This window comes from Duganella dendranthematis, from assembly GCF_012849375.1.
Taxonomy (GTDB): domain Bacteria; phylum Pseudomonadota; class Gammaproteobacteria; order Burkholderiales; family Burkholderiaceae_D; genus Rugamonas; species Rugamonas dendranthematis.
Map to the genome: position 1 here is coordinate 1,445,662 of NZ_CP051684.1, position 25,278 is coordinate 1,470,939.

Sequence of the window (25,278 nt, forward strand, 5' to 3'; positions counted from 1 at the left end):
CAGCATCAATGGCGCTCGCCACTAAATGCCCCCACTGCAACACGGTATTTCGGGTCGCTCATGACCAGTTGAAATTACGTGGTGGCATAGTGCGCTGTGGCGCCTGTAATGAAGTCTTTGATGGCAACGCGGCCCTGCTGGAACCGCCGACGCCGCTCCCCCTTCCCCCGGTTCCAGAAGCGACTCCCTTCGACCAGAAAATGGCCGCGCTCGACACGCGCGCCGCCGAAGTGCTGGCCGCCGAGGAAGCCGAACCGCTGCTGGAGCTCGATACTGTCGAGCCGGTAGAACCAGACGATACGCCAGAGCTGGCCGAAGCTGAGCCAGAGCCTGAAGCCGAGCCGGAGCCGGAGCCTGAGCCCGCGCTGGATGAAAACACGCCAACGCCCTTCCCGCTGCCAGCCGAACCAGCCTCGCTGCCAGCCGAGCGCGACGCCCTGTTCGACCTCGATCTGGACATGGAATCCGAGCCGGACCTGGAAGCCAGCATCGATCCCGAACTGGCGCCGCAACCGCTGCTGGGCGACGTCATCAGCGCCGACACCCTGAGCGACGCCGAACTCGAAGCCGCGCTGGAAGCCGAACTGGCCGTCATGGAACAATCGCTGGGCGACGTCCAGCACGACGCCGACGGCCTGCCCATCTCCGCCGATCACGACAGCCTGCCCGGCGGCCGCCGCGAACCGACCTGGGACGAGCCGCCGCTGGAAGAGCTGCAAGCCGGCGCCGGCCCCGGCCTCAGCGCCGCCTTCGCCGCAGCCGCCGATGCCGTCTTCGCCGCCGAAGCCGAAGACAGCCGCGCCACCGACGACAGCGACGATGCGCCAACTGCGCCGGCGCCAACGCCACCCGCCGTTCGCTCCTTGCGCGACGACGAACTGGAAGAAGTCGACGAAGAAGCCCTGATCCAGCTGTCGAGCGCCGGCATGTCGCAAGCGCAAAGCGCCAGCGCACACGCCTACCTGCACGCCGCCAGCGCCGAAGAATCGCCGTCCCACGAAGACCACGCCGAGCCGGACGAACCGGGCTTCGTCAAACGCGACCGCCTGCGCCGCAAGTACGGCAAAGCCACCACCATCGCCATGAGCCTCGGCTCCCTGCTGCTGGTGGCCGCCCTGTTTGGCCAGGCCATCACCACCTTCCGCAACACGCTGGCCGCCGCCATGCCGCCGCTCAAACCAGCGCTGACGGCCGCCTGCACGGCGCTCGGCTGCAAGATCGAACTGCCGACGCAAATCGACGACCTCACCATCGAGCAGGGCGAACTGCAAACGCTGAGCGAGACCGCGTTCTCCTTCGCCACCCTGCTGCGCAATCAGAGCGCCACCGCGCAGGCCTGGCCATCGATCGAACTGACGCTGGACGACGCCAACGACAAACGCATCCTGCGCCGCGTGTTCACGCCGCGCGACTACCTGAATGCCGACGTCGCGCTGGACAAGGGATTTGCCCCACATACCGAACAAGCCGTTAAACTCTACTTTGAACTGCACGATCTGAAAGCATCCGGCTATCACATCGCCGTTTTCTACCCTTAAAGACCTATCATGACCCAGACCTCCCTGATTTGCGGCTCGATCGCCATCGACACCATCCTGAGCTTCCCGAACCGCTTCGACAGCATCCTGCTGCCGGACCAGCTGCACAAGGTGAACGTGTCGTTCCTGGCGCCGACCATGCGCACGGAATTCGGCGGCTGCGCGCCGAACATCGCCTACAATTTGCAGCTGCTGGGCGGCTCGCCGCGCATCGTTGGCGTCATGGGTCAGGACAACGCTGCCTACATGGCACGCTTCCGCAAACTGGGTCTGGCCACCGACAATATCCTGATCAAGGAAGACGCCTACAACGCCCAGTGCTTTGTCACCGCCGACCAGGACAACAACCAGATCAACGCCTTCCACCCGGGGCCATGTCGTACGCGCACGAGAACGAGATCGCCAAGGCCGGCCCGGCGCGCATCGCCATCATCTCGCCGGACGGTCACCTGGGCATGAAAAAGCACGCCGCCGACCTGGCCGACCTGCAGATCCCATTCATCTTCGATCCGGGCCAGCAGCTGCCGATGTTCAATGGCGAAGAGCTGATTGAATTCATCGACAAAGCCACCTACGTCACCACCAACGATTACGAAATCGAGCTGCTGACCGAGCGCACCGGCCTGACGCAGGCGGACATCGCCAGCCGCGTGGAAGCGCTGATCATCACGCGTGGCGAGCAGGGTTCGGAGATTTACACCAAGGGCCAGCGCATCGACATCCCGGCCGTGCCGGTGGCGGAAGCGCTGGATCCAACCGGTTGCGGCGACGCCTATCGCGCCGGTCTGCTGTTCGGCATCACCAATGGTTGGAGCTGGGAGACCACCGGCCGCCTGGCCAGCCTGCTGGGCGCGATCAAGATCGCCCACCGCGGCGCGCAGAACCACCACTTCACCGCGGCGGAAATCGCCGACAAGTTTGAAGCCGCCTTCGGCTACCGTTTCTAATCCGCACCGTGAACAGCCTGGGGTCTGACCCCATTGGGGGGTCAGACCCCGCCTTTCCGGGGTAAAAAAAAGCAGGCCGCTCGCCTGCTTTTTTGCTTTTGACGTTGGCGTAAGCGCTGTCAATGCCCGCTAAACGCCACCCCCAACAACAGCTGCGCGATCTGCAGCAGGATGATCGCCACCAGCAGCGACAGATCCAGATTCCCCACCAGCGGCACCACGCGACGGATAGGCCGCAGCAGCGGTTCATTCAGTGCGCGCACGAACGGCGCCAGCGGCGCATGCGGATTGACCCAGCTGAAGATCGCCTCGATCACCAGCAGCGCCATGAAACCGTACAGTATCCACTCCAGGAAGCGCTGCACCGCCGCCAATAACACCGACTGCGCCGGCCAGCCTGCCAGGAACATCACCGACGTCGCCGCCAGCACGATCACAAAGGCGCCAATCAAACTGGCCCAGTCATAGCCGCCCACGCCCGGCACGATGCGCCGCAGCGGCCGCACCAGCCAGTCCGACAATTGGAAGGTGAACTGCGCCACCGACGACGGTGGCCGCACGCGGATCGCCTGCATCCAGAAACGCAGCAGCAAGGCGCCGCCCAGCAGCACAGCGATGGCGTCGACAATCAACTTGAGAATACTAATCAGCACGGAACCCCTCCAATAAAAAAGCCGCTGTGTGATTGTCTCACACAGCGGCCATTTGCCTTAGCAGGCGTCTAAGCGGTGAGCTTAGGACGGACGCGTGCTGGTTGGGAACGGCCATGCAGCGGCCGGCGCCAGAACGGTTTTCGCAGCTGGAGCAGCAGCGGCCGGAGCGGCAGCTGGAGCAGGAGCGGCGGCTGGTTTAGCGGCTTCCTTTTTTGGAGCAGCTTTTTTCGGCGCAGCTTTTTTCACTTCTGGCTTGGCGGCTGGAGCAGCTGCTGCTGGAGCGGCTGCTGGTGCTGCGGCCGGAGCGGCTGCTGGCTTGGCGGCTGGTTTAGCAGCTTTCTTGACAGCTGGCTTGGCGGCTGGTTTGGCAGCAGCTTTGGCGGCTGGTTTGGCAGCTACTTTTGCAGCTGCTTTAACTGGCTTTTTTGCTGCTGGCTTAGCCGCGACCTTTGCAGCCGGTTTGGCTGCTGCTTTTACTGCTGGTTTTTTGGCAGCGACTTTAGCAGCTGGCTTGGCAGCGGCTTTTTTAGCTGCTGGCTTGGCGGTGGTTTTGGCAGCGACTTTGGCAGCTGGTTTGGCAGCGACTTTTTTCGCAGCTGGTTTAGCGGCGACTTTTTTAGCGGCTGGCTTGGCGGCTGCTTTGGCCACGGTCTTTTTCGCTGCTGGTTTAGCAGCTACTTTTTTAGCTGCTGGCTTGGCGGCGACTTTTTTAGCTGCTGGTTTAGCGGCTGCTTTAGCGACGGTTTTTTTCGCTGCTGGCTTGGCGGCGACTTTTTTCGCTGCTGGCTTGGCTGCTGCTTTAGCGACGGCTTTTTTAGCGACTGGCTTGGCGGCGGCTTTTTTCACTGCTGGTTTAGCGGTGGTCTTGGCTGCTGGCTTGGCGGCTGGTTTCGCTGCGGCTTTCTTCACTGCTGGTTTAGCGGCAGCTTTTTTCACTGCTGGCTTAGCGGCAGCTTTGGCGGCTGGCTTGGCAGCGGCAACTGGTTTTTTTGCAGGAGCTGCTGCTTTAGCGGCGGCGGTTTTTTTTGCTGGTGCGGCAGCTTTCTTAGCTGCTGGTTTCTTTGCGGCGGTAGCCATGTTTAGTTCTCCTTCATCGGGGATGGGAAAAAATTCATTACAAGATTTAAACCCGTCCGACCCGGAATTGGGCCAGGCGAATTATTCATCGGCGCAAACCAACGTGGTTTGCGCTAATGAATTCGGCACTAGCTGAACTGCTGCATCTCCTCACAAGTGCAGCGCTTCAGCCATCGATCCACCCGCTCTCCATAGCTGGAACAGCGTGCGGACACAAATCTTGTCGCGACGTTTTGCGGTGGTCCGGGCGTGTACTCAGCTCCAGGAACCTGCGTCGCAGCCACGTCGCGGTTTTCGTTTTCAAACAAAAAACCGCCCGGCCTGAATCAGATCAGGCAAGACGGTTGAACAAAAACGACGACGTGGTCTTGTGCATATGGTGTGAATCTATATCCCGTGTTCGGTCTTCACTGCTCGGTTCTCACTACGTGGTGCGTACTTCTCAAATTTCAACGCACTTTTAAACACGTATTTTCAATTTCGTAAAGTACACGAAAACCTCATCGTTACGCAACCGGCACGTTAGATATTCGCGCGCTTTTTATCGACTTGCGCTCGCCATCTCACATTCACATGCCGCTTCAACGTACTCGTTTGCGTCACCGCGCACTCTTCACGCGCGCTCAATCAGGTTCGGGAAGTGCCGCGCGCATCGCGCCGGAAAAATCGCACTTCAAAGTAAGCCTTATACCGCCTGGGCTTCTTCGACGCCACCGTTTTTGGCTGGACAATCGCGTCACCCGCTTCCGAATCCGAGAGCGCTTGCGCATCGCGTGCGCGACGCAACCACTCGCTGTTTTTAATTCGTCGCGATTATGAGACAGAGTAAGGCGAATAGCAAGCGGAATACAGCGGTGCGCCGCATCGCGCCTGCGTTTTAGAGGAGGTGATCGAACGCCGATCACGCGTCGAAGCGCGCGCGCATGACGATGTAAATCGGCGTTAAGGCAAGCCGCGACAGGCGGCGTTTGAAATGCGGCGACGCCTAGCCGGCGTCCTCCGACTTACGGCGGACCATCCATTCGTTCATGTCGGAAGCCATCCGTTTGAGCAGGCGCGCCAGGTCGCGGCGCTCGGCGTTGGTCCAATCGGCCATCAACTCGCCGACCAGTTCCTCGCGCATGCGGTCGATGGCGTCGGCCATCTCGCGCCCCGCTTGCGTCACCTCCGCCTCGCGCACCCGCTTGTCGCGCGTGCCGGCGCGGCGCACCACCAGACCCAGTTCGTCGAGCCGCGCCACCTGGCGACTGACGGTGGTGTAGTCGCGCCCCACCACATCGGCCAGTTCCACCACGCCGATCGGACCGCGGCGGTCGATGCGCACCAGCAGAGGAAGCAGCGCGCGTTCAAGCGGCATGGCCATCTCGGACATCAGGGTGACGTCGGGCTCGGGGCGGCTCATGAAGCCGATGATGTCGAGCAGCGCGTCATGCATTTCGCGGATATCTTTATTCATATGTGCATTGTACACATAATTATTGACACGATTTTCAGGTCGGCATAATATGTGCAAAATACACATATCTAGGAGCACCCCATGGATACTGATGTTCTGATTTGCGGCGCCGGCGCCGCCGGCCTGACACTCGCGATCGACCTCGCGCGCCGCCACATTCCCTTCATGCTGATCGACCAGGCGGAGGCGCCGTTCGCCGGTTCGCGCGGCAAAGGCATCCAGCCACGCACGCTGGAAATCTTCGAAGCGCTCGACGTCGCCGACCGCATGATCGCCGCCGGCGGCTACTATCCCGCCCAGCGCCACTACGCCGCCGACGGCGGCTACCGCGACGAAGCCAGCATCGCCGCCAACGCCGCCACGCCGGCCGAACCTTACGGCCAGCCGCTGATGCTGCCCCAGCATCTGACCGAAGGCATACTGCGCGCGCGGCTGGCGGAGCTGGGCCATGCGCCGCGCTACGGTCACACGCTGGCCGGCTTCGAGCAGAGTGACTGCGCAGTCACGGCGCGCGTGACGTCGGCAACCGGCGAGATCGTGGTGCAGGCGCGCTACCTGATCGGCGCCGATGGTGGCCGCAGCGTCGTGCGCAAAACCCTGGACATCGACTTCCCCGGCGAGTCGCTGAATGCGCGCGCGGTGGTGGCCGACCTGTCGCTCAGCGGTCTGACGCGCGACGTGTGGCATCGCTGGGGAAGTGGTGCGCGACAGATCAGCCTCTGTCCTTTGCAGGGCACCGAGTTGTTCCAATTGCAGATGCCGATCCCGCTCGATGGCGCCTTCGATCTGTCGGACGCCGGCCTCGCCGCCGTCATCGCCGAGCGCACCGGCCGTTCGGATATCGAAGTGCATACGGTGCATTGGCGCTCCGACTACGCGATGAGCGCGCGGCTAGCAGAGCGCTACCGAGTCGGCCGCGTGCTGCTCGCCGGCGACGCGGCGCACGTGCATCCGCCGACCGGCGGCCAGGGTCTCAACACCAGCGTACAGGATGCGTGGAACCTCGGCTGGAAACTGGCGGCGGTGCTGCACGGCGCCGACGATGCGCTGCTCGACACGTATGAAGCGGAGCGTCGCGCGATCGCCGCCGAGATGCTAGGCATGTCGACGCAGCTGCTCGACGCCGCCCGCCTGCGCGGCGATCTGCGGCGCGGACGCGAACAGCAGCAACTGGACCTGGGCTATCCAGATTCATCCCTGTCGCTCGACGAACGCAACGACGATGCACCGCTGCGCGCCGGCTACCGCGCACCGGACGCACCATGCATCGGCGCCGGCGGCCAGCCAGTGCGTTTGTTTTCGCTATTGAAATCGGGAGATTGGATAATGCTGCGCTATGAGCCGGACGGCGCACCGGCGATCCCACCGCGTCGAGGACTGCGCGTCATCACCGTCGGCCGGCACGCCGAACTGCGCGACCACGAGAACCATCTGCGCACCGCATACGGTTTCGCCCCCGGCGATATTACCCTGCTTCGCCCCGACGGCTACCTCGCCGCCCTCACCCACGACGAACGAAGCCCTGCGCTAAAAGAGTACATTGATCGCCTGGTGCGTTAGCCGCTGTCGCTCCAGCTCAGCCCGGCCTGGAAAATCCAGACCGGTAGTGATCTGCCTAAATGAAAAAGCCCCGCAATGCGGGGCTTTGAGGAGGGTGCGGCTGGAGATTAATCCCAGTTCAGCGCGCCGCCGGTCTGGTATTCGATGACGCGGGTCTCGAAGAAGTTACGCTCTTTCTTCAGGTCGATCATCTCGCTCATCCATGGGAATGGATTTTCTTCCTGGTCGAACAGCGTTTCCAGACCGATCTGCGTGGCGCGGCGGTTGGCGATGAAGCGCAGGTAGCCTTTGAACATGGTGGCGTTCAGGCCCAGCACGCCGCGTGGCATGGTGTCTTCGGCGTACGCGTACTCCAGGTCCACCGCCTGCAGGAACAGCTGCTTGATCTCTTCCTTGAAGGCAGGCGTCCACAGCAGCGGATTTTCCATCTTGATGGTGTTGATCAGGTCGATGCCGAAGTTGCAGTGCATCGATTCGTCGCGCAGGATGTACTGGTACTGCTCGGCGGCGCCCATCATCTTGTTCTGGCGACCCAGCGCCAGAATCTGGGTGAAGCCGACGTAGAAGAACAGGCCTTCCATCAGGCAGGCGAACACGATCAGCGATTTCAGCAGCTTCTGGTCGTTTTCCACAGTGCCGGTGGTGAAGGCCGGGTCGGTCAGCGTATCGATGAACGGGATCAGGAACTCGTCCTTGTCACGGATCGATTTGACTTCGTTGTAGGCGTTGAAGATCTCCTGCTCGTCCAGGCCCAGCGATTCGACGATGTACTGGTAGGCGTGGGTGTGGATCGCTTCCTCGAACGCCTGGCGCAGCAGGTACTGACGGCACTCCGGCGCGGTGATGTGGCGATAGGTGCCCAGCACGATGTTGTTGGCGGCCAGCGAGTCGGCGGTGACGAAGAAGCCCAGGTTGCGCTTGACCAGGCGACGCTCGTCGTCGGTCAGGCCGTTCGGGTTCTTCCACAGCTCGATGTCGCGCTGCATGTTGACTTCCTGCGGCATCCAGTGGTTGGCGCAGCCGGCCAGGTATTTGTCCCAGGCCCATTTGTACTTGAACGGCACCAGCTGATTAACGTCGGTTTTGCCGTTGATGATGCGCTTGTCGTCGGCGTTGACGCGCAGCGCGACTTGCTCAGCCGTGCCTTCGCTTTCCAGCGCGGCTTGATTGATGGCTTGTTTGGCCGGTGCGGCCTCTTCGTCCCAGGACAGCGACATATTTGATTCCTCTATATATATGTGGTTCAGCGCCGCCACGCATCAGCGGGCGGCGCACTCTAACTTATTGGCAGGCTTCGCATTCCTCGAAACCGTCGTCGCCTGGACGCAGGTAGCAGGCTTCGCCATCGGCTTCGGCCGTCACGGCGGCGGCTGCAACCGGAGCGACTGGCGCCGGCGCGGCAGCTTTGGCGCTGGCCGACATGCCGCCATCCACTGCCACCGCGTTCAGCGCGCCGGTCTTGGAGGTCGACTTCTCGGTGTGGGTGGCCGAGGTGGTGCGCAGGTAGTAGGTGGTTTTCAGGCCACGCAGCCAGGCCAGCTTGTAGGTCTCGTCCAGTTTCTTGCCCGAAGCGCCAGCCATGTAGATGTTCAGCGATTGGGCCTGATCAATCCACTTCTGACGACGGGAAGCAGCTTCCACCAGCCAGCTTGGCGACACTTCGAAGGCGGTGGCGTAGATGTCGCGCAGGTCGTTCGGGATGCGGTCGATCTTGGCCAGCGAGCCGTCGAAGTATTTCAGGTCGGCGATCATCACTTCGTCCCACAGGTCACGCGCCTTCAGGTCACGCACCAGGTAAGCGTTGATTTCGGTGAACTCGCCCGACAGGTTGGACTTCACGTACAGGTTCTGGAAGGTCGGTTCGATGCAAGCCGACACGCCGATGATGTTCGAAATGGTTGCGGTCGGCGCGATCGCCACGCAGTTCGAGTTACGCATGCCGAACTTGGCGATGCGCTCGCGCACCGGGGTCCAGTCCATCGCCGACGACAGATCCTGCTCCAGGTAGCCGCCGCGCTCTTCGGCCAGCAGCTTGATCGAGTCCTGTGGCAGGATGCCGCGGTCCCACAGCGAACCTTTGTACGACGCGTAGTGGCCGCGTTCTTCCGCCAGTTCGGTCGACGCCAGGTAGGCGTAGTAGCAGACGGCTTCCATCGAGGTGTCGGCGAACTGCACCGATTCCATCGACGAGAACGGCACGCGCATCATGTGCAGGCAGTCCTGGAAGCCCATCACGCCCAGGCCGACCGGACGGTGACGCATATTGGCGTTACGTGCTTTTTCGACGGCGTAGTAGTTGATATCGATGACGTTGTCGAGCATGCGCATCGCGGTGCGGATGGTTTTCTGCAGCTTGACGTGGTCCAGCTTGCCTTCTTTCATGTGCGCCGGCAGGTTGACCGAGCCCAGGTTGCAGACGGCGATTTCGTCCGGACCGGTGTTCAGCGTGATCTCGGTGCACAGGTTCGAGCTGTGGACCATGCCCACGTGCGACTGCGGCGAACGGATGTTGCATGGGTCCTTGAAGGTGATCCATGGGTGGCCGGTTTCAAACAGCATCGACAGCATCTTGCGCCACAGGTCCAGCGCCTGGATTTTCTTGAACACGCGGATTTCGCCGGCGGCGGCCTTGGCTTCGTAGCCCAGGTAGGCTTTCTCGAAGGCCTTGCCGACCAGGTCGTGCAGGTCCGGGGTGTCGGATGGCGAGAACAGGGTCCACTCGCCTTTTTCCATCACGCGCTTCATGAACATGTCTGGAATCCAGTTGGCGGTGTTCATGTCGTGGGTGCGGCGGCGGTCGTCGCCGGTGTTTTTACGCAGGTCCAGGAACTCTTCGATGTCCATGTGCCAGGTTTCCAGGTAGGCGCACACGGCGCCCTTGCGCTTGCCGCCCTGGTTGACCGCCACGGCGGTGTCGTTGACCACTTTCAGGAACGGCACCACGCCTTGCGATTTGCCGTTGGTGCCCTTGATGTGGGCGCCCAGCGCGCGCACTGGCGTCCAGTCGTTGCCCAGACCGCCGGCGAATTTCGCCAGCAGCGCGTTTTCTTTAATCGCGTCGTAGATGCCTTCCAGGTCGTCCGAGACGGTGGTCAGGTAGCACGACGACAGCTGCGAACGCAGCGTGCCCGAGTTGAACAGGGTCGGGGTCGACGACATGAAGTCGAAGGTCGACAGCAGGTTGTAGAACTCGATAGCGCGCGCTTCGCGGTCGGTTTCGTTCAGGGCCAGGCCCATGGCGACGCGCATGTAGAACGCCTGCGGCATTTCGATGCGGGTGTCGCGGATGTGCAGGAAGTAGCGGTCGTACAGGGTCTGCAGGCCGATGTAGCCGAATTGCAGGTCGCGGTCGGCCACCAGGGCTTTCGACAGGCGCGCCAGGTCGAACTCGCCCAGTTTGGTGTCCAGCAGTTCGGCGGCGATACCTTTGGCGATGTATTGCGGGAAGTAGGTCACGTACTCGGCGGCGGCGTTGGCTTGCGCCACTTCCTTGCCGAACACTTCTTTACGAATGGTGTGCAGCAGGATGCGGGCGGTCACTTGCGAGTAAGCCGGATCCTTTTCCATCAGCGCGCGGGCAGCCAGGATGGCGGATTTGTGCAGCTCTTCGACCGGCACGCCGTCGTACAGGTTTTTCAGGGTTTCCGCGACGATGGCGTCGGCGTCCACGTGTTTTTCCAGGCCGATGCAGGCAGCGTTGATCAGGCCGGTCACGCGCGACAGTTCCAGCGGCTTGCGCTCGCCGTTTTCCAGCACGCTGATTTGCGGTGCGTTGACGGTGGCGGCGGCGCCCTGGGCTTCCTTGGCGGCGCGGCGCTCTTCCATATGCTTGGCGCGGTACAGCACGTAAGCACGGGCGACGTCGTGTTCACCCGAGCGCATCAGCGCCAGTTCCACCTGGTCTTGCACGTCTTCGATGTGGAAGGTGCCGCCGGATGGCTGGCGGCGCACCAGGGCGGCGACCACGTTGCTGGTCAGCTCTTCCACCAGTTCGCGGATACGGGCCGAGGCGGCGCCCTGGCCACCGTTGACGGCCAGGAAGGCCTTGGTCACGGCCACTGCAATTTTCGACGGTTCAAACGCGACGACCGCGCCGTTACGGCGGATGATGCGGTAATCACCAAGCGCGCTGGCAGCGACGGCTGGGCTGCTGGCGGTACTCGCAGCGGCGGCTGGTACCAGCGCTGGGTTGATGGTGATGTCTTGAGTAGATTGCATTTAAGCTCCCCGATAACAACGTGCAGTCAGTGCTGCGCCGCGTGTGTAGTGTAAAAAAACCGTGTTAAACCGACCAGGCATACTTGCCACTAGTTTAAGATTCAGTGTCTTGCGAACCACTAGATCTAGTGACAGGTCAGAACCTATCCACTGATTGTAGTGGTCACACCGGAGCACGGCAAGTGAGAAATTTTGATGTTTCCAGCAATTTTGCTCTTGACTTTAAGGAAGCCCTATCAGCAAGCCAAGTTCAGCGCTAGCAGCTACTAACATTGCTTCTTTCTTAAGCAGATTTTGATAACATTCCCAATCAAATAATGGCCCGGGATCGGTTTTTCGGCCCGGTGCGATGTGTTCGTGGCCTTGTATATCCGTCAACGGATAGTGTCGCCGCAGCGCCACCGTCAGGTCGGCCAGCGCCGCATACTGCGCCGCTTCAAAGGCCACGAAGTCGCTGCCTTCCAGCTCCACGCCGATTGAAAAGTCATTGCATTTTTCGCGGCCGCGAAAACAGGAGCGGCCCGCGTGCCAGGCGCGGTCGTTAGCAGAAACATACTGCATGACGCGGCCATCGCGGCGGATAAAAAAGTGGCTGGAGACCTTCAATCCGCGCAGGTCGGCGAACGAGGGGTCAGCATTATAGTCCATCCGGCCGGTCAGCAGGTCAGACACGTGCGGGCCGCCGAACTGGCCGCCCGGCAGCGAGATATTGTGCACCACCAGCAGCGTGATATCGGCCGGCAGCGGGCCCGGGCGGGCGTCGAAGTTGGGACTGTCGTAACGCGTGGCTTGCGGCAGCCAGCCGTCGAAACCGCTCACGCCTCCGGCTCCTGGATATTCAGCTTCTGCATTTGGTAGCGCAGCTGGCGGAAGCTGATGCCCAGCAGTTGCGCCGCCTGGGTGCGGTTAAACTGGGTCTGCGCCAGCGCCCGCAGGATGATGTCGCGCTCGACCTGGATCAGGTAGTCGGGCAGGTTGGCCGGCAGCGCGTCCGGCAACGGCGGCGTGACGACCGGCGCGCCGGGCGCGATGGCCACGTCGGCCGCAGTGGGTGCGCTCGGCACGGGCAGCGGCAGCGCCGCCTCAGCCATGCGCGCGCCTTTCAGCGACAGGTCGCCGACTTCGATCACGCCATCGTCGGCAAAGGCCAGCGCCCGCTCCAGGATATTTTCCAGTTCGCGCACATTGCCGGGAAAGGAATAGCCGCGCAACGCCGCCAGCACGCCCTGCCCCAGCACCACTTTATTCTCAAACGTGCCGAGCCGGGCGAGGATTGCGTCGGTCAGCACGGCGAGGTCGTCCAGCCGTTCGCGCAGCGGCGGCAGACTCAGCTCGATCACGTTCAGACGGTAAAACAGATCCTGGCGGAAGCTGCCCTGCTCCACGCACTGCGCCAGGTTTTTGTGGGTCGCACTAATAATACGCACATCGACCGGCTCCTCGGCGGTGGCGCCGATCTTGCGCACGCGCCGCTCCTGGATGGCGCGCAGCAGCTTGACCTGCATCGCCAGCGGCAAGTCGGCCACTTCGTCCAGCATCAAGGTGCCGCCGTTGGCGGCCTGGAAGAAGCCTTCGCGCTCGTCGGCCGCGCCGGTGAAAGCACCTTTGCGGTAGCCGAAAAACTCGGCCTCCATCAGCGCTTCCGGAATCGCGCCGCAGTTGACGGCGATGAACGGCTGCGCCGCCCGCGAACTTTGCGCGTGGATTTCGCGCGCCGCCAGTTCCTTGCCGCTGCCGGATTCGCCGTTGATGGCGATCGGCGCCATCGAGCGCGCCAGCCGGGCGATCTGCGCGCGCAGCGCCTGGATCACCGCCGACTCGCCGCGCAAACGGCTGGCGGTCGGCGCTGCGGCCGGCGCCTGCCCTGCCGCCGGTTCGGCGTTCAGCCGCAGCGCCGACTGCACCATCAGCCGCAACTGGTCCAGCGCCACCGGCTTGGAGATGTAATCGAAGGCGCCGGCTTTCAGCGCCACCACCGCGTTGTCGGCGCTGCCGAACGCCGTCACCACCGCCACCGGCGTGTTCTTGCAGGCCGCGGCGATCTCGCGCACCAGCTCCAGCCCGAGGCCGTCCGGCAAGCGCATATCGGTCAGCACCAGCTGGTATTCTGTGCCGGCCAGCAGCGCGCGCGCTTCGCCCAGGGTGGCGGCGCTGTCGACGTCCAGCCCCATTTTCAGCAAGGTCAGTTCCAGCAATTCGCGCAGATCGGCCTCGTCATCGACAACCAGAACACGCGGCGAACGTGGCGTATGAGCACTCATCAGACAGCCTTTCCTTGCTTCTGCCCAGGCCAGGCGAAGGTGATTACAAACCGCCCGCTCAACGACGGGCTGCCATCGGCGCCGGTGTTGTTATCGAAACGATACTCATAGTCCAGCCGCGCCTCGTTATTCAAGCACAATTCCCGCGCCAGATACAGCCCCAGTCCGGTGCCCTTGCTGGAGGTGGTGTAAAACGGCTCGAACAAGTGCGCGCGCACTTCCGGCGAAATGCCGGGGCCGTCGTCCTGCACATGCAGTTCCAGCCGCTGCGCGCTGTCGCGCACCACGTTCAAACGGATCGACGCCGGACCGCCGCTGGCGTAGCGCACCGCATTGTTGAGCAGGTTGAGCACCACCTCGCGCAGGTGCAGCGCATCGAAGCGTACCTGCGTGTCCGCCGCCGCCGTCAGGCCGAGGATGTCCGGCGCCAGGTTGTGGGTCTCGATGAATTCGCTCCGCAGCTCGGCCAGAAAGCCATCCAGCGCCAGCGGCTCACTGTGCGGCTGCACCTTGCGCGACAGTTGCAGGATGTCCTCCACCATGCGGTTGACGCGCGCCACATTGTCGCCGACGATCTTCAGCAGGCGCTGATGTACCGGGTCGCTCAAGTCCTCGCCCAGCAGCGAGGTCGCGTGGCCGATCGCCGACAGCGGATTGCGCACCTCGTGCGCGATGCTGGCGGTCAGCCGCCCCATCGACGCCAGCTTGAGCTGCTGCGCCTGGTTCTCGATGCCGGTCACGTCCTGCAAAAAGATCACGCTGCGTTCGGCCCCCAGACCGTCTGTGTCGGCGGCGGCGAAGCGCACTTTCAGATGCGCGGCCAGGTCGCGGCGCGCGCTCCAGGCGGCGGTCAGACCTTCCAGCGCGGCGTCGTTGAACGGTTTGATGGTGACGAAGGCGGTCGACCGGGTGGCGTCGGCGCGCCACGCCTCGTACGCTTGTGTCAGCGGCGCCAGTGAGGCGGCGGCCGACAGCTTGAATGTCAGCTCCGGCCCAACCAGCCCCAGCATCTGCTGCGCGGCCGGATTGCCGGCAAATACCTGGCCGTGCGCATCGACCACCAGAATGCCGTCGCCGATATTCGCCATCACCAGCCGGTTGACGGCCTGCTGCACATTGATCTCGACGCCGCGCCGGCTGGCCAGCTCCTCCTGGCCGATCAGCTTGGCCGCCATGCGGTTCACCACCAGCACCGCCGACAGGAAGGCGGCGCCGTACAGGCCGGCCTGCATCACATCGCGGTCGCTATCGGTCAGGAAGATTTGCCAGGTGCTGTCGCCCAGCAGGAACAAGGTCACCAGCGAAGCGCAGAACAATGCGATCACCAGCGGCGCCAGGATGGCCAGTCCGGCCAGTGGGAACAGGTACAGGATCGCCAACCCGCTGCGCATGCCGCCGCCGGCCAGGTACAGGACCGAAATGATGCCCAGATCGCAGGCGATCTGCGACAGCAGCTGCACCGAAAAGCGGCGCTGCACATACACCGCCGACAGCGCGAAACCGATCGACAGCCCAAGATAAGCCAGGCAGATTTTCAGGTAAAAATACTGGTCGACCGCGTGCAGGCCGCGGCTGTCGAAACTCAGATACACCAGCAGCACCAGCGCGATCACCACGCGGGTGGCGTTGAGCGTCTGCAGCGAGCGCCAGAAGGTTGCGCGCGAGTCGGCCGTCAGGGCTTGCAGGCGCGCGAACATGGGATGCTGGGAGCGTCAGGCGGACGGCAGTGCGGCATGGGCCGCGCTGCAATAGTCGCGGCCATTGGCCTGCACCGTTTCCGAGGCAGGATAGAACACACCGCAATGCGCGCATTGCAGCATCACTTCGGCGTCGTTGGCGGCCTGGGTGGCGGCGCGCGCCTTGTAGGTTGGCTGCGGTTGCGGCTGCGCCGCCTGCGGCGGTGGCTGGCGGAACTGCTGCTGATGGCGCTTCTGCGCCGCGCGGATCTTCGAGCGGACCGCGAAAATCACCAGGAAAACCAGTCCCAGCCAAAAAATAATACGGCTCATGCCCAACCCTTATGCAAAACTACCTCAAACACAAAACGGCTGCCGACATACGCCAGCAACAACGTCGCAAACCCGGCCAGCGTGAAGCTCAGCGCGGTCTTGCCGCGCCAGCCGCGGAACCGGCGGCCAGCCAGCAGCGCCGCGAACAGCACCCATGACAGCATTGTAAACACCGACTTGTGATCCCACTTCAGCGCCTGGCCGAACAACTGCTCCGAGAACACGATACCAGACAACACTGTCAGGCTCAGCAAAGTAAAGCCGAAGCCGATCATGCGGAACAACAGTTTTTCCATGGTCAGCAGCGCCGGCAGCTGGTCCAGTGCGCCGGACAGGAAGGACTTCTTGTCGCTGCGCGCATGCAGGCGCGACTCCTGCAACGCCATCAGCACGGCGTGGAAGGCGGCGATGGTCAAGGTGCTGTAAGCCATGGTGGCGATGGCGATATGCCAGCCGAACAGCGGCGACTTGCCCTCCAGCGGCACCAGGTTGCCGGGGAAGACCAGCTGCAGCGCGGCGGCGCCGGCGGCGAACGGCATCACCAGCCGGCGCATGCCGTCCAGGCTGAAATTGCGGTTTTCCACCCAATACGCGGCCACCGACACCCACAGCGCCGACGACAGCATGGCGGCAAAGCCGAAGCGCAGCTCGCCGCCGCCGGCAATGTCGGCCCACAGGCCGACCCCGTGCAGCAGCCAGGCGGCCAGGGTAACGGCTGAAATCAGACCGCCACGGCGCGATGGCAGCGCGGCGCACAGGATGTACAGCGCAATGGCTGCGATAAAGGAATAGATCTGCATCCCCGCAGTTTACACTATCGCCTCAGTCCACGGCGGCCATGCGCAGCTCGTCGCGGTGATGGCGTTGCTGTTCTTCCATCACCAGCTGGCCCAGCTCGCGTTTCAGCGCATTGAATTCGGCGGCGGCCGGGTCGCGCAGGCGCGGCAGCTCCACCAGCAGGTCGCGCTTGACGGTGCCGGGGCGGTAGGTCATCACCACGATGCGGTCGGCCAGGTAAATCGCCTCCTCGATCGAGTGGGTGACGAAGATGATGGTCTTTTTCAGCTCGGCCCAGATGCGCAGCAGCTCGTCCTGCAGGTTGCGCCGGGTCAGCGCATCGAGCGCGCCGAACGGTTCGTCCATCAGCATGATCGGCGAATCGAGCGCCAGCACGCGGGCGATCGCCACCCGCTGCCGCATGCCGCCGGACAGGTCTTTCGGATAGCGGTTGCGGAAATCCTGCAGCGATAGCATGGTCAGCAGCTTGTCGACCGTGGCGTCGATCTGCTCCCTGGGCTGGCCCTTGATCTGCAAGCCGAAGGCGACGTTGTCGGCCACCGTCATCCACGGAAACAGCGCGTATTCCTGAAACACCATGCCGCGCTCGGGACCCGGCGCGGTGACCAGCTTGCCATCGGCGGTGATGCTGCCGGACGACGGCGGTGCAAAGCCGGCCACCGCGTTCAGCAAGGTCGACTTGCCGCAGCCGGACGGCCCCAGCAGGCAGACGAACTGGCCCTGCGGAATCTCCAGGTTGATGTCCTTGAGCGCCACCACCTCGCGTTCGGCGGTCTGGAACACCTTGTTGACTTGCGAAACCACGATGTGCGCGTTCATCAGTTCTCCAGGCCGCGGTGCCAGCGCAGCAGATGGTTGTTCAGCTTGTTCATGGCGACGTCGATCGCCAGGCCGATCAGGCCGATGGTGATCATGCCGGCGATGATTTTGTCGGACCAGAAGTATTCGCGCGCCTCCAGGATGCGGAAGCCGAGGCCGTTATTCACCGCCACCATCTCGGCCACGATCACCACGATGAAGGCGGTGCCGATGCCGATCCGCACGCCGGACAGGATGTAGGGCACGGCGGCCGGCAAGATCACCCGGGTAAACATGGTGAAGCCGGACGCGCCCAGGTTGCGGGCGGCGCGGATATAAATACCGTCGACCTGGCGCACGCCGGCGATGGTATTCATCAGCACCGGGAAGAATGCCCCCAGCGCGATCAGGAACACCGCCGGCGGATTGCCCAGCCCGAACCACAGCATCGACAGCGGGATATAGGCGATCGGCGGAATCGGCCGCACCATCTGCACCAGCACGTTGAACCAGTCGTAGACGCGGTTGCTCATGCCCATCGCCAGGCCGAGCGGCAGCGCCAGTCCGCCGCCGATCAGGAAACCCACCACCACCCGGTACAGGCTGCTGATGGAATCGGTGATCAGCTCGCCGGACACGGCCCAGTGCAGCCAGCCGCCGGCGGCCGGATCATACGGCTGCAGCGGCAGCAGGTAGGCGATCCACTTCTCCGCCACCGCCAGCGGCGACGGCAGCACCTGCGGATTGACCCAGCCCATCACCGCCACCGTCTGCCACAAGGCCACCACCACCGCCGGCAGCACCAGGCCGATGGCGAGCTGTCGCCACGACGACGCAGCGGCTGGCATTATTTAACGCCCAGCGACTTCTTGGCCGCTTCCAGCAAGTCGGTCTTGACCCAGTCCTTGGCCACCGGCGGCTTGCTCATGCGGCCGACGCCGGTCTTGACCATGACGTCGGTGGTAGTCTGGATGTGCTCGGGCGTGATGTCGTAGCTGTACGGCGAATTGCCGATGGCGTCGTCGAAGTCGTCCTTGGTGATCTGGCCCTTGAACACTACTTCGCGTACATACTTCTCGGCCACCGCCTTGTTGTCGATGAAGGTCTTGGTGGCCTGCACGAAGCAGTTCATGAACTTTTCGGCCAGCGGCCGCTTCTCTTTATAGAACTTCTCGGTCATCACCATGGTGCGGATCGGCTCGCCGATCGGCGTGTCGTAGGGCTTGATGATCTCGCTGCCGAAGCCCTTGTTGATGGCCTGCGACGACTGCGGCTCGGACTGCATCATGGCGTCGATCTGCTTGCCCAGCAGCGCCTGGTTCAAGTCGGCGTAGGCCAGGAACACCAGCTGCACGTCCTTGCCCGGCTGGTCGGAAACGCTCAGGCCGTTTTGCTGCAACTCGGCCAGCAGCAGCACTTCCTGGATGCCGCCGCGCGTGACGCCGACTTTCTTCCCCTTGAGATCCTTGACGGTTTTGAGCTTGAGGTCGGCTCGGCTGACCAGTTGCGCGCCGCCCTTGGCAAAGCCGGCCACCACGTAAATCGGCGCGCCGCCGGCGCGGCCCGAGATCGCCGCCTCGGAGGCGGTGGTGCCGACATCGAGCTCGCCGGCGATAATCGCCTGCATCACGTCGAGGCCCTTGGCAAACACCCGCTCCTCGACCTTGATGCCGCACTTGGGGGCGATTTCCTTGATATAGGAGACGGCGCCGTAGTGGGCAAACTTGAGGTTGCCCAGCCGGACCACTTCCTGCGCCTGCGCGCTGCCCGCCATCACGATGGCCGCTGTAGCGACGAGTTTCACGAACGATGTCAGTTGCATGCTATCTCTCTCCTTGTTGTCAGGCCGGCGGCCACTGCTTTATTGTGTTCCGATCATACCAAGCGACATCCTTTGTTACACAATCCTGTCGGTGAATTTGATCGCAATGTTGCTTTTTTGTGATCCAATGCCAATATCATCATTTAATGAAATTGATAGCGCGATGAAGACACATTCGATCCTGCCCGCCACGCTGCTGGCTACCGTCCTGATGTTGAGCGGCTGCGGCGGAGGCAGCGGTAGCGCCGGCACGCCGGGCGCCCCGGTCGCACCAACCGTCACGCTGTCCGCCAGCGCCAGCCAGACGCTGGCCGGCGGCAAGGCCTTGCCGCTAAGCGCCAGCGTCAGCGACAGCAGCGCCGTCACCTGGACCCTGGCCGCCGGCAGCGTCGGCACGCTGTCGGCCAGCAGCGGCGCCAGCGTCACTTACACGCCGCCAGCCACGGTGGCGGCCAATACCAATGTGACGGTCAACGCCAGCGCCGGCGGTGTTACCAAATCGCTGACGCTGACCGTATTTGCCGATCCGGGCGCGCCCGGCCTAAGCATCGTCAGCGGCCGCCTGAACAGTGCAGCGCTCGATCCGGTCACCGACGGCCCGGTCGCCATGGCACGCTTCCGCGATTCGCTGGCCGTCACAACCGATCCGGCCGGCAATCTGTACGTGGCCGGCGCCTGCCGCTTCCCGTCGCACCTGCAAGGCATGACGCTACGCAAAATCAGCGCGGCCGGCAGCGTCAGCACGCTGGCATCGTGCGAGGACAACAGCTGGTTCGGCGCCAGCGACAGCGCCGGCAACCTGCAAAAGATTTACCTGCCTTCCGGCCTGGCAGCCGACCGCGCCGGCAACCTGTACACCGCCACCTACTTCTTCAGCACCAGCGCCGGCAACGCCAGCAACGACAGCCGCGCGGTATACAAAATCTCGCCGCAGGGCGTACTGACGCTGGTGGCTGGCGCGGCCGGCAGCCATACGGCCGACCTCAAGGACGGCAACGGCGCCGCCGCGCGCTTCCTGACGCCCACCGTTATCGGCCTCGATAGCGACGAAAACCTGTACGTCGCCGACAAGGACAATACGGTGCTGCGCAAAATCAACCCGGCGGCCGACGTCACCACCGTCAGCACGCTGCCGGCCTCGGTCAACGCCGACCTTAACGGCAACACCTACCGTGTCGACAGCACCGCCGGCACCATCATCCGCACCACCCCGGCCGGCGTCGACAGCGTGGTCGCCGATGTTCACACGCTGCCGGGCGTGACCAGCAACATGACCGAGCTGCGGCCCTACAGCCTGGTGCGCACCGGTCCCGCCACCTACGTGCTACTGGTCAGCACCGGCTACAATTTCTCCAACGAAGCGGTAGTGCAACTGGTGGTGACCCACTAGGTGCATGGTTGAGATGCTCTTTTTGTAACTCCGTCCATGCCTCCAGCCGCCGCGCAGCGGCTGCCATGCGGTAAAATGGCAGACTCAGTCCGGCTATGCGCCGGACACCCTTTTCTGCCAACAGGTTCAACACTATGCTAGACAATCTGACACAACGCCTCGCCAAGGTCGTCAAGACCATGCGCGGCGAGGCCCGCCTGACCGAAACCAACACCGCCGAGATGCTGCGCGAAGTGCGCATGGCGCTGCTGGAGGCCGACGTCGCCCTGCCGGCGGTGCGCGACTTCATCGCCCGCGTCAAGGAAAAAGCCCTCGGCGAGGAAGTGCTGTCCTCGCTGTCGCCGGGCCAGGCCCTGGTCGGCGTGGTGCAGCGCGAGCTGGCCACCCTGATGGGTGCCGACCTCGGCCCGGAAGCGTCCCAGCTGAGCTTTGCCCAGCAGCCGCCCGCCATCATCCTGATGGCCGGTCTGCAAGGGGTCGGTAAAACCACCACCGTCGGCAAGCTGGCCAAGTATTTAAAAGAAGAAAAGAAAAAGAAAGTGCTGACCGTCTCGGCCGACGTCTACCGTCCGGCCGCAATCGCCCAGCTGCAATCGGTGACCGCGCAGGTGGGCGCCGACTTCTTCCCATCCACCGCGCAGGACAAGCCGGTCGACATCGCGCTGGCGGCGCTGGACTGGGCCAAGAAGCACTACCACGACGTGCTGATCATCGACACCGCCGGCCGCCTGGGTATCGATGAAGAGATGATGAAAGAGATCGCCGCCGTGCACAGCGCGGTCAAGCCGATCGAAACCCTGTTCGTGGTCGACGCCATGCTGGGCCAGGACGCCATCAACACCGCTAAGGCCTTCAACGACGCGCTGCCGCTGACCGGCATCGTGCTGACCAAGCTGGACGGCGACTCGCGCGGCGGCGCCGCGCTATCGGTGCGCCACATCACCGGCAAGCCGATCAAGTTTGCCGGCGTCTCGGAAAAGCTGGACGGCCTGGAAGCCTTCGATCCGACCCGCATGGCCAACCGCGTGCTGGGCATGGGCGACATCCTGGCGCTGGTGGAAGAAGCGCGCAAGGGCGTCGACGCCAAGGCCGCCGCCGACCTGGCCGCCAAGGTCAAGTCGGGTGGCAAATTTGACATGAACGACTTCAAGGCGCAGCTGGGCCAGATGAAGAAAATGGGCGGCATGGCCAGCCTGGTCGACAAGCTGCCGGCGCAGTTCCAGCAGGCCGCCGGCAACGCCAACATGGACCAGGCTGACAAGCAGGTGCGGCGCATGGTCGGCATCATCGATTCGATGACCAAGGCCGAACGCGCCAAGCCGGAACTGATCAAGGCCACCCGCAAACGCCGCATCGCGGCCGGCGCCGGGGTGCAGGTGCAAGAGGTCAACCGCATGCTGAACCAGTTCGAACAGATGCAGACCATGATGAAAAAACTGTCCGGCGGCGGCATGATGAAGATGATGCGCTCGATGAAGGGCATGATGCCGGGCATGCGCTAAGCCCTCCCTTAAGGGCGACACAGCCGCGCCGAAAGCGCGCTGCCCCACGTAAACCGGGCGTACGCCCCGTGTTTACGTGGTGTTTCCGGGAAAAAACGCGAAAAACACTTGCGTGCAGGTTAAATCCCCACCAATATTAGCCGGTGCGATCAATTGCGCAATTTTCCATGTGTTCGTTAAGGAGGCTCGAATATGGCAACAGCCAAAAAAACCCCAGCAGCACCCGCTAAGAAGCCTGCGGCCAAACCGGCCGCAAAGAAAGCAGTGGGCTCGACTGAAAAGTCGGGCGCAGTAAGCAAAGCAGCAGCGAAGCCAGCAGTGAAAAAAGCAGCACCGGCAGCACGCAAGCCAAACGCCGCCTTCATGAAAGCGTTGACCCCATCCGCATCGCTGGCCGCGATCGTCGGCGCCGAGCCTCTGCCGCGCACCGAAGTGACCAAAAAAGTGTGGGATTACATCAAGAAACTCGATCTGCAAGACCCGGCCAACCGTCGCAACATCAATGCGGACGACAAGCTGAAAGCCGTTTTCGGCGGCAAAGCCCAGGTTTCCATGTTCGAAATGACCAAGCTCATTTCCGATCACCTGAAATAATCGACGCCGCGGCCGCTGCCGCGCCCGGATGCCGTTATCGCGCAGGCGATAGCGGCATTTTTTTTATTTCCAGTTATTCCACGCGGCCAGCACCGCGTTCGGGTATTCCGGCTTGCCGCGGCTGCCGTTGTAGCGGCCCAGCGCCAGGTAGACGTTGCCGGCTTCCATATCGAGGTACATGCGCAGGATCGAGCAGCCGTAGCGCAGATTGGTCTGCATATTGAACAAGGCGCTGCGGTTGCGGTCGCCGATCACGTTGGTCCAGAACGGCATCACCTGCATGTAACCGCGCGCGCCGACGATCGACACCGCGTACTTGCGGTAGGCCGACTCCACTTGGATCAGGCCCAGCACCATGCCCGGATCGAGCCCGGCGCGGCGCGCTTCATACCAGACGGTGGCGAGGAATTCGGTGCGGGTCTGCTCGTCCGCCAGCTTACGCTTGAGGCGGTAGGACATGGTGTCCAGCCAGTTGCGGTAGCGCGCCTCGTCCGACGGGTTGCGGAAACTCGGGGTCGGCGGCGTGGCGTCCTTGATGGCGTTCGACAGCGCCAGCCGCACCGAGTCGGCCAGCGCTTCTTCCTTCTGGTTGCCGGCCAGCGTCAGCGGCGCCGCGCAAGCCAGAACCAGCGCCAGCAACCACCGTCGCGCCCGCGCACGCGGGCGCCCATGCCGCGCGGCTGCAATGACGCCGCATGGATTCCCGCCTGCGCGGGAATGACAGCTGCGGTACATCACTGCGCCATTTTGCCTTTGATGAAGGCCACCACCTCGGCCACCGGCACGGCGGTCGCTTCGGTGTCGCGGCGGCCCTGGTATTCCAGGTTGCCTTCCTTCAGGCCGCGGTCGCCGATCACCACGCGGTGCGGCACGCCGATCAGCTCCCAGTCGGCAAACATCTGGCCCGGACGCTGGCCACGGTCGTCAATGATGACATCGATGCCGGCAGCAACGGCGTCGGCATACAGCTGCTCGGCCGCTTGCTTGACCGCTTCGCTGCGGTCCATGCCCATCGGGCACAGCACCAACTCGAACGGCGCCAGCGAGGCCGGCCAGATGATGCCCTTGTCGTCGAAGTTCTGTTCGATGGCGGCGCCCAGGATGCGCGTCACGCCGATGCCGTAGCAGCCCATCTGCAGCGGCGCCGGTTTGCCGTTCTCGTCCAGGAAAGTGGCTTTCATGGCTTCCGAGTACGCCGTGCCCAGCTGGAACACGTGCCCCACTTCGATGCCGCGCTCGATCGCCAGCACGCCCTGGCCGTCCGGCGAGGCGTCGCCTTCGACCACGTTGCGCAGGTCCAGCACCAGGTCCGGCTCGGCGCAGTCGCGGCCCCAGTTGGCGCCGGTGTAGTGGTAGCCGGCGTCGTTCGCGCCGCAGACGAAGTCGGCCATGTTGGCGACCGTGCGGTCGGCCACCACGGTGACCGGCGCCTTGGTGCCGATCGGGCCCAGGTAGCCCGGCACGCAGCCGTAGACTTCCAGGATCTCGGCTTCGGTCGAGAAGCGGTGCGCGGCCAGACCCGGCACTTTGCCGACCTTGACCTCGTTCAGTTCGTGGTCGCCACGCAACAACAACATGAAATACTGTTTAGCCAGTTTGCCGTCGGTTTCGGTCTCGACGGTCAGCGCCAGTGTCTTGACGGTCTGCGCCAGCGGCAGCTTGAGCTGCTCGGCCACCAGTTCGCACTTGGTGGCGTTGGGCGTTTCGACCTTGCTCAGCGGCTGCGCTGCGGCCGGACGGGTGGCGTTGACCGGCAAGGCTTCGGCCGCTTCCATATTGGCGGCGTAGTCCGAGGTCGGGCAGTACACCAGCGCATCTTCGCCGGTGCTGGCGATGACGTGGAATTCGTGCGACCCGCTGCCACCGATCGCGCCGTTATCGGCTGCTACCGCACGGAACTTCAAACCAAAGCGGTTGAAAATACGGGTGTAGGCGTCATACATGATCTTGTACGAAGCCTGCATGCCGGCCAGATCGCGGTCGAACGAGTACGCATCCTTCATGGTGAACTCGCGGCCGCGCATCAGGCCGAAGCGTGGACGGCGTTCGTCGCGGAATTTGGTCTGGATGTGGTAAAAATTCAACGGAAGTTGACGGTACGATTTGATTTCCGAACGCACCACATCGGTGATCACTTCCTCGGCGGTCGGCTGGAAGGCGAATTCGCGGCCGTGACGGTCCTTGATGCGCAGCAGTTCGGCGCCCATCTTGTCCCAGCGGCCGGTTTCCTGCCACAGCTCGGCCGGCTGGATCAGGGGCATCAGCAGCTCGATGCCGCCCGATTGGTTCATTTCTTCACGCACGATGGCTTCCACCTTGCGGATGATTTTGAGGCCGATCGGCATGTAGGTGTAGATACCGGAACCGAGGCGTTTGATCATGCCGGCGCGCATCATTAACTGATGGCTGACGACTTCGGCATCGGACGGAGCTTCTTTAAGCGTGGAAATAAAAAAACGTGACGCGCGCATACGGTGAATTCTTTTTAAAAAGAGAGAGTTATAATCAACCTAATTTTAAAGGATTAGCTGGCTGATGCACCCATACTTTATACAAATGCGTTCAAATCAGGGCCCTCCGGCCGTTTTCGTACCCCGAAAACCGCGCCGGCGTGCCGTTTTGTGGGCAAAAATATAAGACAGGGAGCACGGTCGC

General features: G+C 63.0%; 20 protein-coding genes and 1 pseudogene. 7 read left to right on the forward strand and 14 right to left on the reverse strand.

Features of this window, described 5'->3' with window-relative positions; all coding sequences use genetic code 11:
- Positions 1-8: 8 nt before the first annotated feature.
- Together HH213_RS06725 and HH213_RS06730 are read left to right on the forward strand one after the other, a co-directional pair.
- Positions 9-1,538 carry a DUF3426 domain-containing protein gene (locus HH213_RS06725; RefSeq protein ID WP_169111622.1) on the forward strand — a complete coding sequence of 510 codons (1,530 nt, stop codon included), beginning with the start codon at positions 9-11 and terminating at the stop codon, positions 1,536-1,538.
- Positions 1,539-1,547: 9 nt separating this feature from the next.
- A pseudogene (locus HH213_RS06730) lies at positions 1,548-2,485 on the forward strand (carbohydrate kinase family protein).
- Between the two features lie 119 nt (positions 2,486-2,604).
- Here the strand turns inward: HH213_RS06730 and HH213_RS06735 are convergent.
- A complete protein-coding gene (locus HH213_RS06735; RefSeq protein WP_229263334.1) occupies positions 2,605-3,138 on the reverse strand; it encodes a YggT family protein in 534 nt (177 codons plus the stop codon).
- A gap of 340 nt (positions 3,139-3,478) precedes the next feature.
- Here HH213_RS06735 and HH213_RS29840 point away from each other — a divergent pair, with 340 nt between their 5' ends.
- Entirely contained in the window at positions 3,479-4,351 is an 873-nt protein-coding gene (locus HH213_RS29840; RefSeq protein WP_199240415.1) for a hypothetical protein, read from the forward strand.
- 849 nt (positions 4,352-5,200) lie between these two features.
- On the opposite strand, the gene HH213_RS06745 is transcribed toward HH213_RS29840, so the two are convergent.
- Positions 5,201-5,671, reverse strand: coding sequence for a MarR family winged helix-turn-helix transcriptional regulator (locus tag HH213_RS06745; protein WP_229263335.1), 471 nt, complete (start codon positions 5,669-5,671; stop codon positions 5,201-5,203).
- Positions 5,672-5,752: 81 nt separating this feature from the next.
- On the opposite strand from HH213_RS06745, the gene HH213_RS06750 reads away from it, so the two are divergent.
- Positions 5,753-7,231, forward strand: a complete 1,479-nt coding sequence (locus HH213_RS06750; RefSeq protein ID WP_169111626.1) for an FAD-dependent oxidoreductase — start codon at positions 5,753-5,755, stop codon at positions 7,229-7,231.
- A 107-nt stretch (positions 7,232-7,338) separates the two neighbouring features.
- Here HH213_RS06750 and HH213_RS06755 read toward each other — a convergent pair whose 3' ends face one another.
- From HH213_RS06755 to HH213_RS06800, 10 genes are all read right to left on the reverse strand, one after another.
- Positions 7,339-8,448, reverse strand: a complete 1,110-nt coding sequence (locus HH213_RS06755) for a ribonucleotide-diphosphate reductase subunit beta (RefSeq protein ID WP_110845188.1) — start codon at positions 8,446-8,448, stop codon at positions 7,339-7,341.
- 64 nt (positions 8,449-8,512) lie between these two features.
- Positions 8,513-11,449 carry a ribonucleoside-diphosphate reductase subunit alpha gene (locus HH213_RS06760; RefSeq protein WP_110845189.1) on the reverse strand — a complete coding sequence of 979 codons (2,937 nt, stop codon included), beginning with the start codon at positions 11,447-11,449 and terminating at the stop codon, positions 8,513-8,515.
- Positions 11,450-11,671: 222 nt separating this feature from the next.
- Positions 11,672-12,268, reverse strand: a complete 597-nt coding sequence (ampD, locus tag HH213_RS06765; RefSeq protein WP_169111628.1) for a 1,6-anhydro-N-acetylmuramyl-L-alanine amidase AmpD — start codon at positions 12,266-12,268, stop codon at positions 11,672-11,674.
- The gene (locus HH213_RS06770) at positions 12,265-13,710 is read right to left on the reverse strand and encodes a sigma-54-dependent transcriptional regulator (protein WP_169111631.1); all 1,446 of its coding nucleotides are present in this window, start codon (positions 13,708-13,710) and stop codon (positions 12,265-12,267) included. Before HH213_RS06770 ends, ampD begins: the two co-directional genes overlap by 4 nt.
- Positions 13,710-15,407, reverse strand: a complete 1,698-nt coding sequence (locus HH213_RS06775) for a sensor histidine kinase (protein ID WP_169111633.1) — start codon at positions 15,405-15,407, stop codon at positions 13,710-13,712. The genes HH213_RS06770 and HH213_RS06775 overlap by 1 nt, the downstream gene beginning before the upstream one ends.
- 15 nt (positions 15,408-15,422) lie before the next feature.
- Positions 15,423-15,719 (reverse strand): PP0621 family protein, encoded by a 297-nt coding sequence (locus tag HH213_RS06780; protein ID WP_110845193.1) that lies wholly within the window; start codon positions 15,717-15,719, stop codon positions 15,423-15,425.
- Positions 15,716-16,519 (reverse strand): cytochrome C assembly family protein, encoded by an 804-nt coding sequence (locus HH213_RS06785; RefSeq protein WP_161049814.1) that lies wholly within the window; start codon positions 16,517-16,519, stop codon positions 15,716-15,718. The genes HH213_RS06780 and HH213_RS06785 overlap by 4 nt, the downstream gene beginning before the upstream one ends.
- 22 nt (positions 16,520-16,541) lie before the next feature.
- Positions 16,542-17,336, reverse strand: coding sequence for an ABC transporter ATP-binding protein (locus HH213_RS06790; RefSeq protein WP_174864395.1), 795 nt, complete (start codon positions 17,334-17,336; stop codon positions 16,542-16,544).
- Positions 17,336-18,163 carry an ABC transporter permease gene (locus tag HH213_RS06795; RefSeq protein WP_169111635.1) on the reverse strand — a complete coding sequence of 276 codons (828 nt, stop codon included), beginning with the start codon at positions 18,161-18,163 and terminating at the stop codon, positions 17,336-17,338. The genes HH213_RS06790 and HH213_RS06795 overlap by 1 nt, the downstream gene beginning before the upstream one ends.
- Entirely contained in the window at positions 18,163-19,137 is a 975-nt protein-coding gene (locus tag HH213_RS06800) for an ABC transporter substrate-binding protein (protein ID WP_169111637.1), read from the reverse strand. Before HH213_RS06800 ends, HH213_RS06795 begins: the two co-directional genes overlap by 1 nt.
- Before the next feature lie 163 nt (positions 19,138-19,300).
- Here HH213_RS06800 and HH213_RS06805 point away from each other — a divergent pair, with 163 nt between their 5' ends.
- From HH213_RS06805 to HH213_RS06815, 3 genes are all read left to right on the forward strand, one after another.
- The gene (locus HH213_RS06805) at positions 19,301-20,527 is read left to right on the forward strand and encodes an NHL repeat-containing protein (RefSeq protein WP_169111639.1); all 1,227 of its coding nucleotides are present in this window, start codon (positions 19,301-19,303) and stop codon (positions 20,525-20,527) included.
- Positions 20,528-20,661: 134 nt separating this feature from the next.
- Entirely contained in the window at positions 20,662-22,029 is a 1,368-nt protein-coding gene (ffh, locus tag HH213_RS06810) for a signal recognition particle protein (RefSeq protein ID WP_110845662.1), read from the forward strand.
- A gap of 192 nt (positions 22,030-22,221) precedes the next feature.
- Positions 22,222-22,623: an SWIB/MDM2 domain-containing protein gene (locus HH213_RS06815; protein WP_169111641.1), complete on the forward strand. Its 402-nt coding sequence runs from the start codon at positions 22,222-22,224 to the stop codon at positions 22,621-22,623.
- A gap of 63 nt (positions 22,624-22,686) precedes the next feature.
- On the opposite strand, the gene HH213_RS06820 is transcribed toward HH213_RS06815, so the two are convergent.
- Together HH213_RS06820 and HH213_RS06825 are read right to left on the reverse strand one after the other, a co-directional pair.
- Positions 22,687-23,262 carry a lytic transglycosylase domain-containing protein gene (locus HH213_RS06820; protein ID WP_229263336.1) on the reverse strand — a complete coding sequence of 192 codons (576 nt, stop codon included), beginning with the start codon at positions 23,260-23,262 and terminating at the stop codon, positions 22,687-22,689.
- 95 nt (positions 23,263-23,357) lie between these two features.
- Positions 23,358-25,094 (reverse strand): proline--tRNA ligase, encoded by a 1,737-nt coding sequence (locus HH213_RS06825; protein WP_169111645.1) that lies wholly within the window; start codon positions 25,092-25,094, stop codon positions 23,358-23,360.
- Positions 25,095-25,278: the final 184 nt, after the last annotated feature.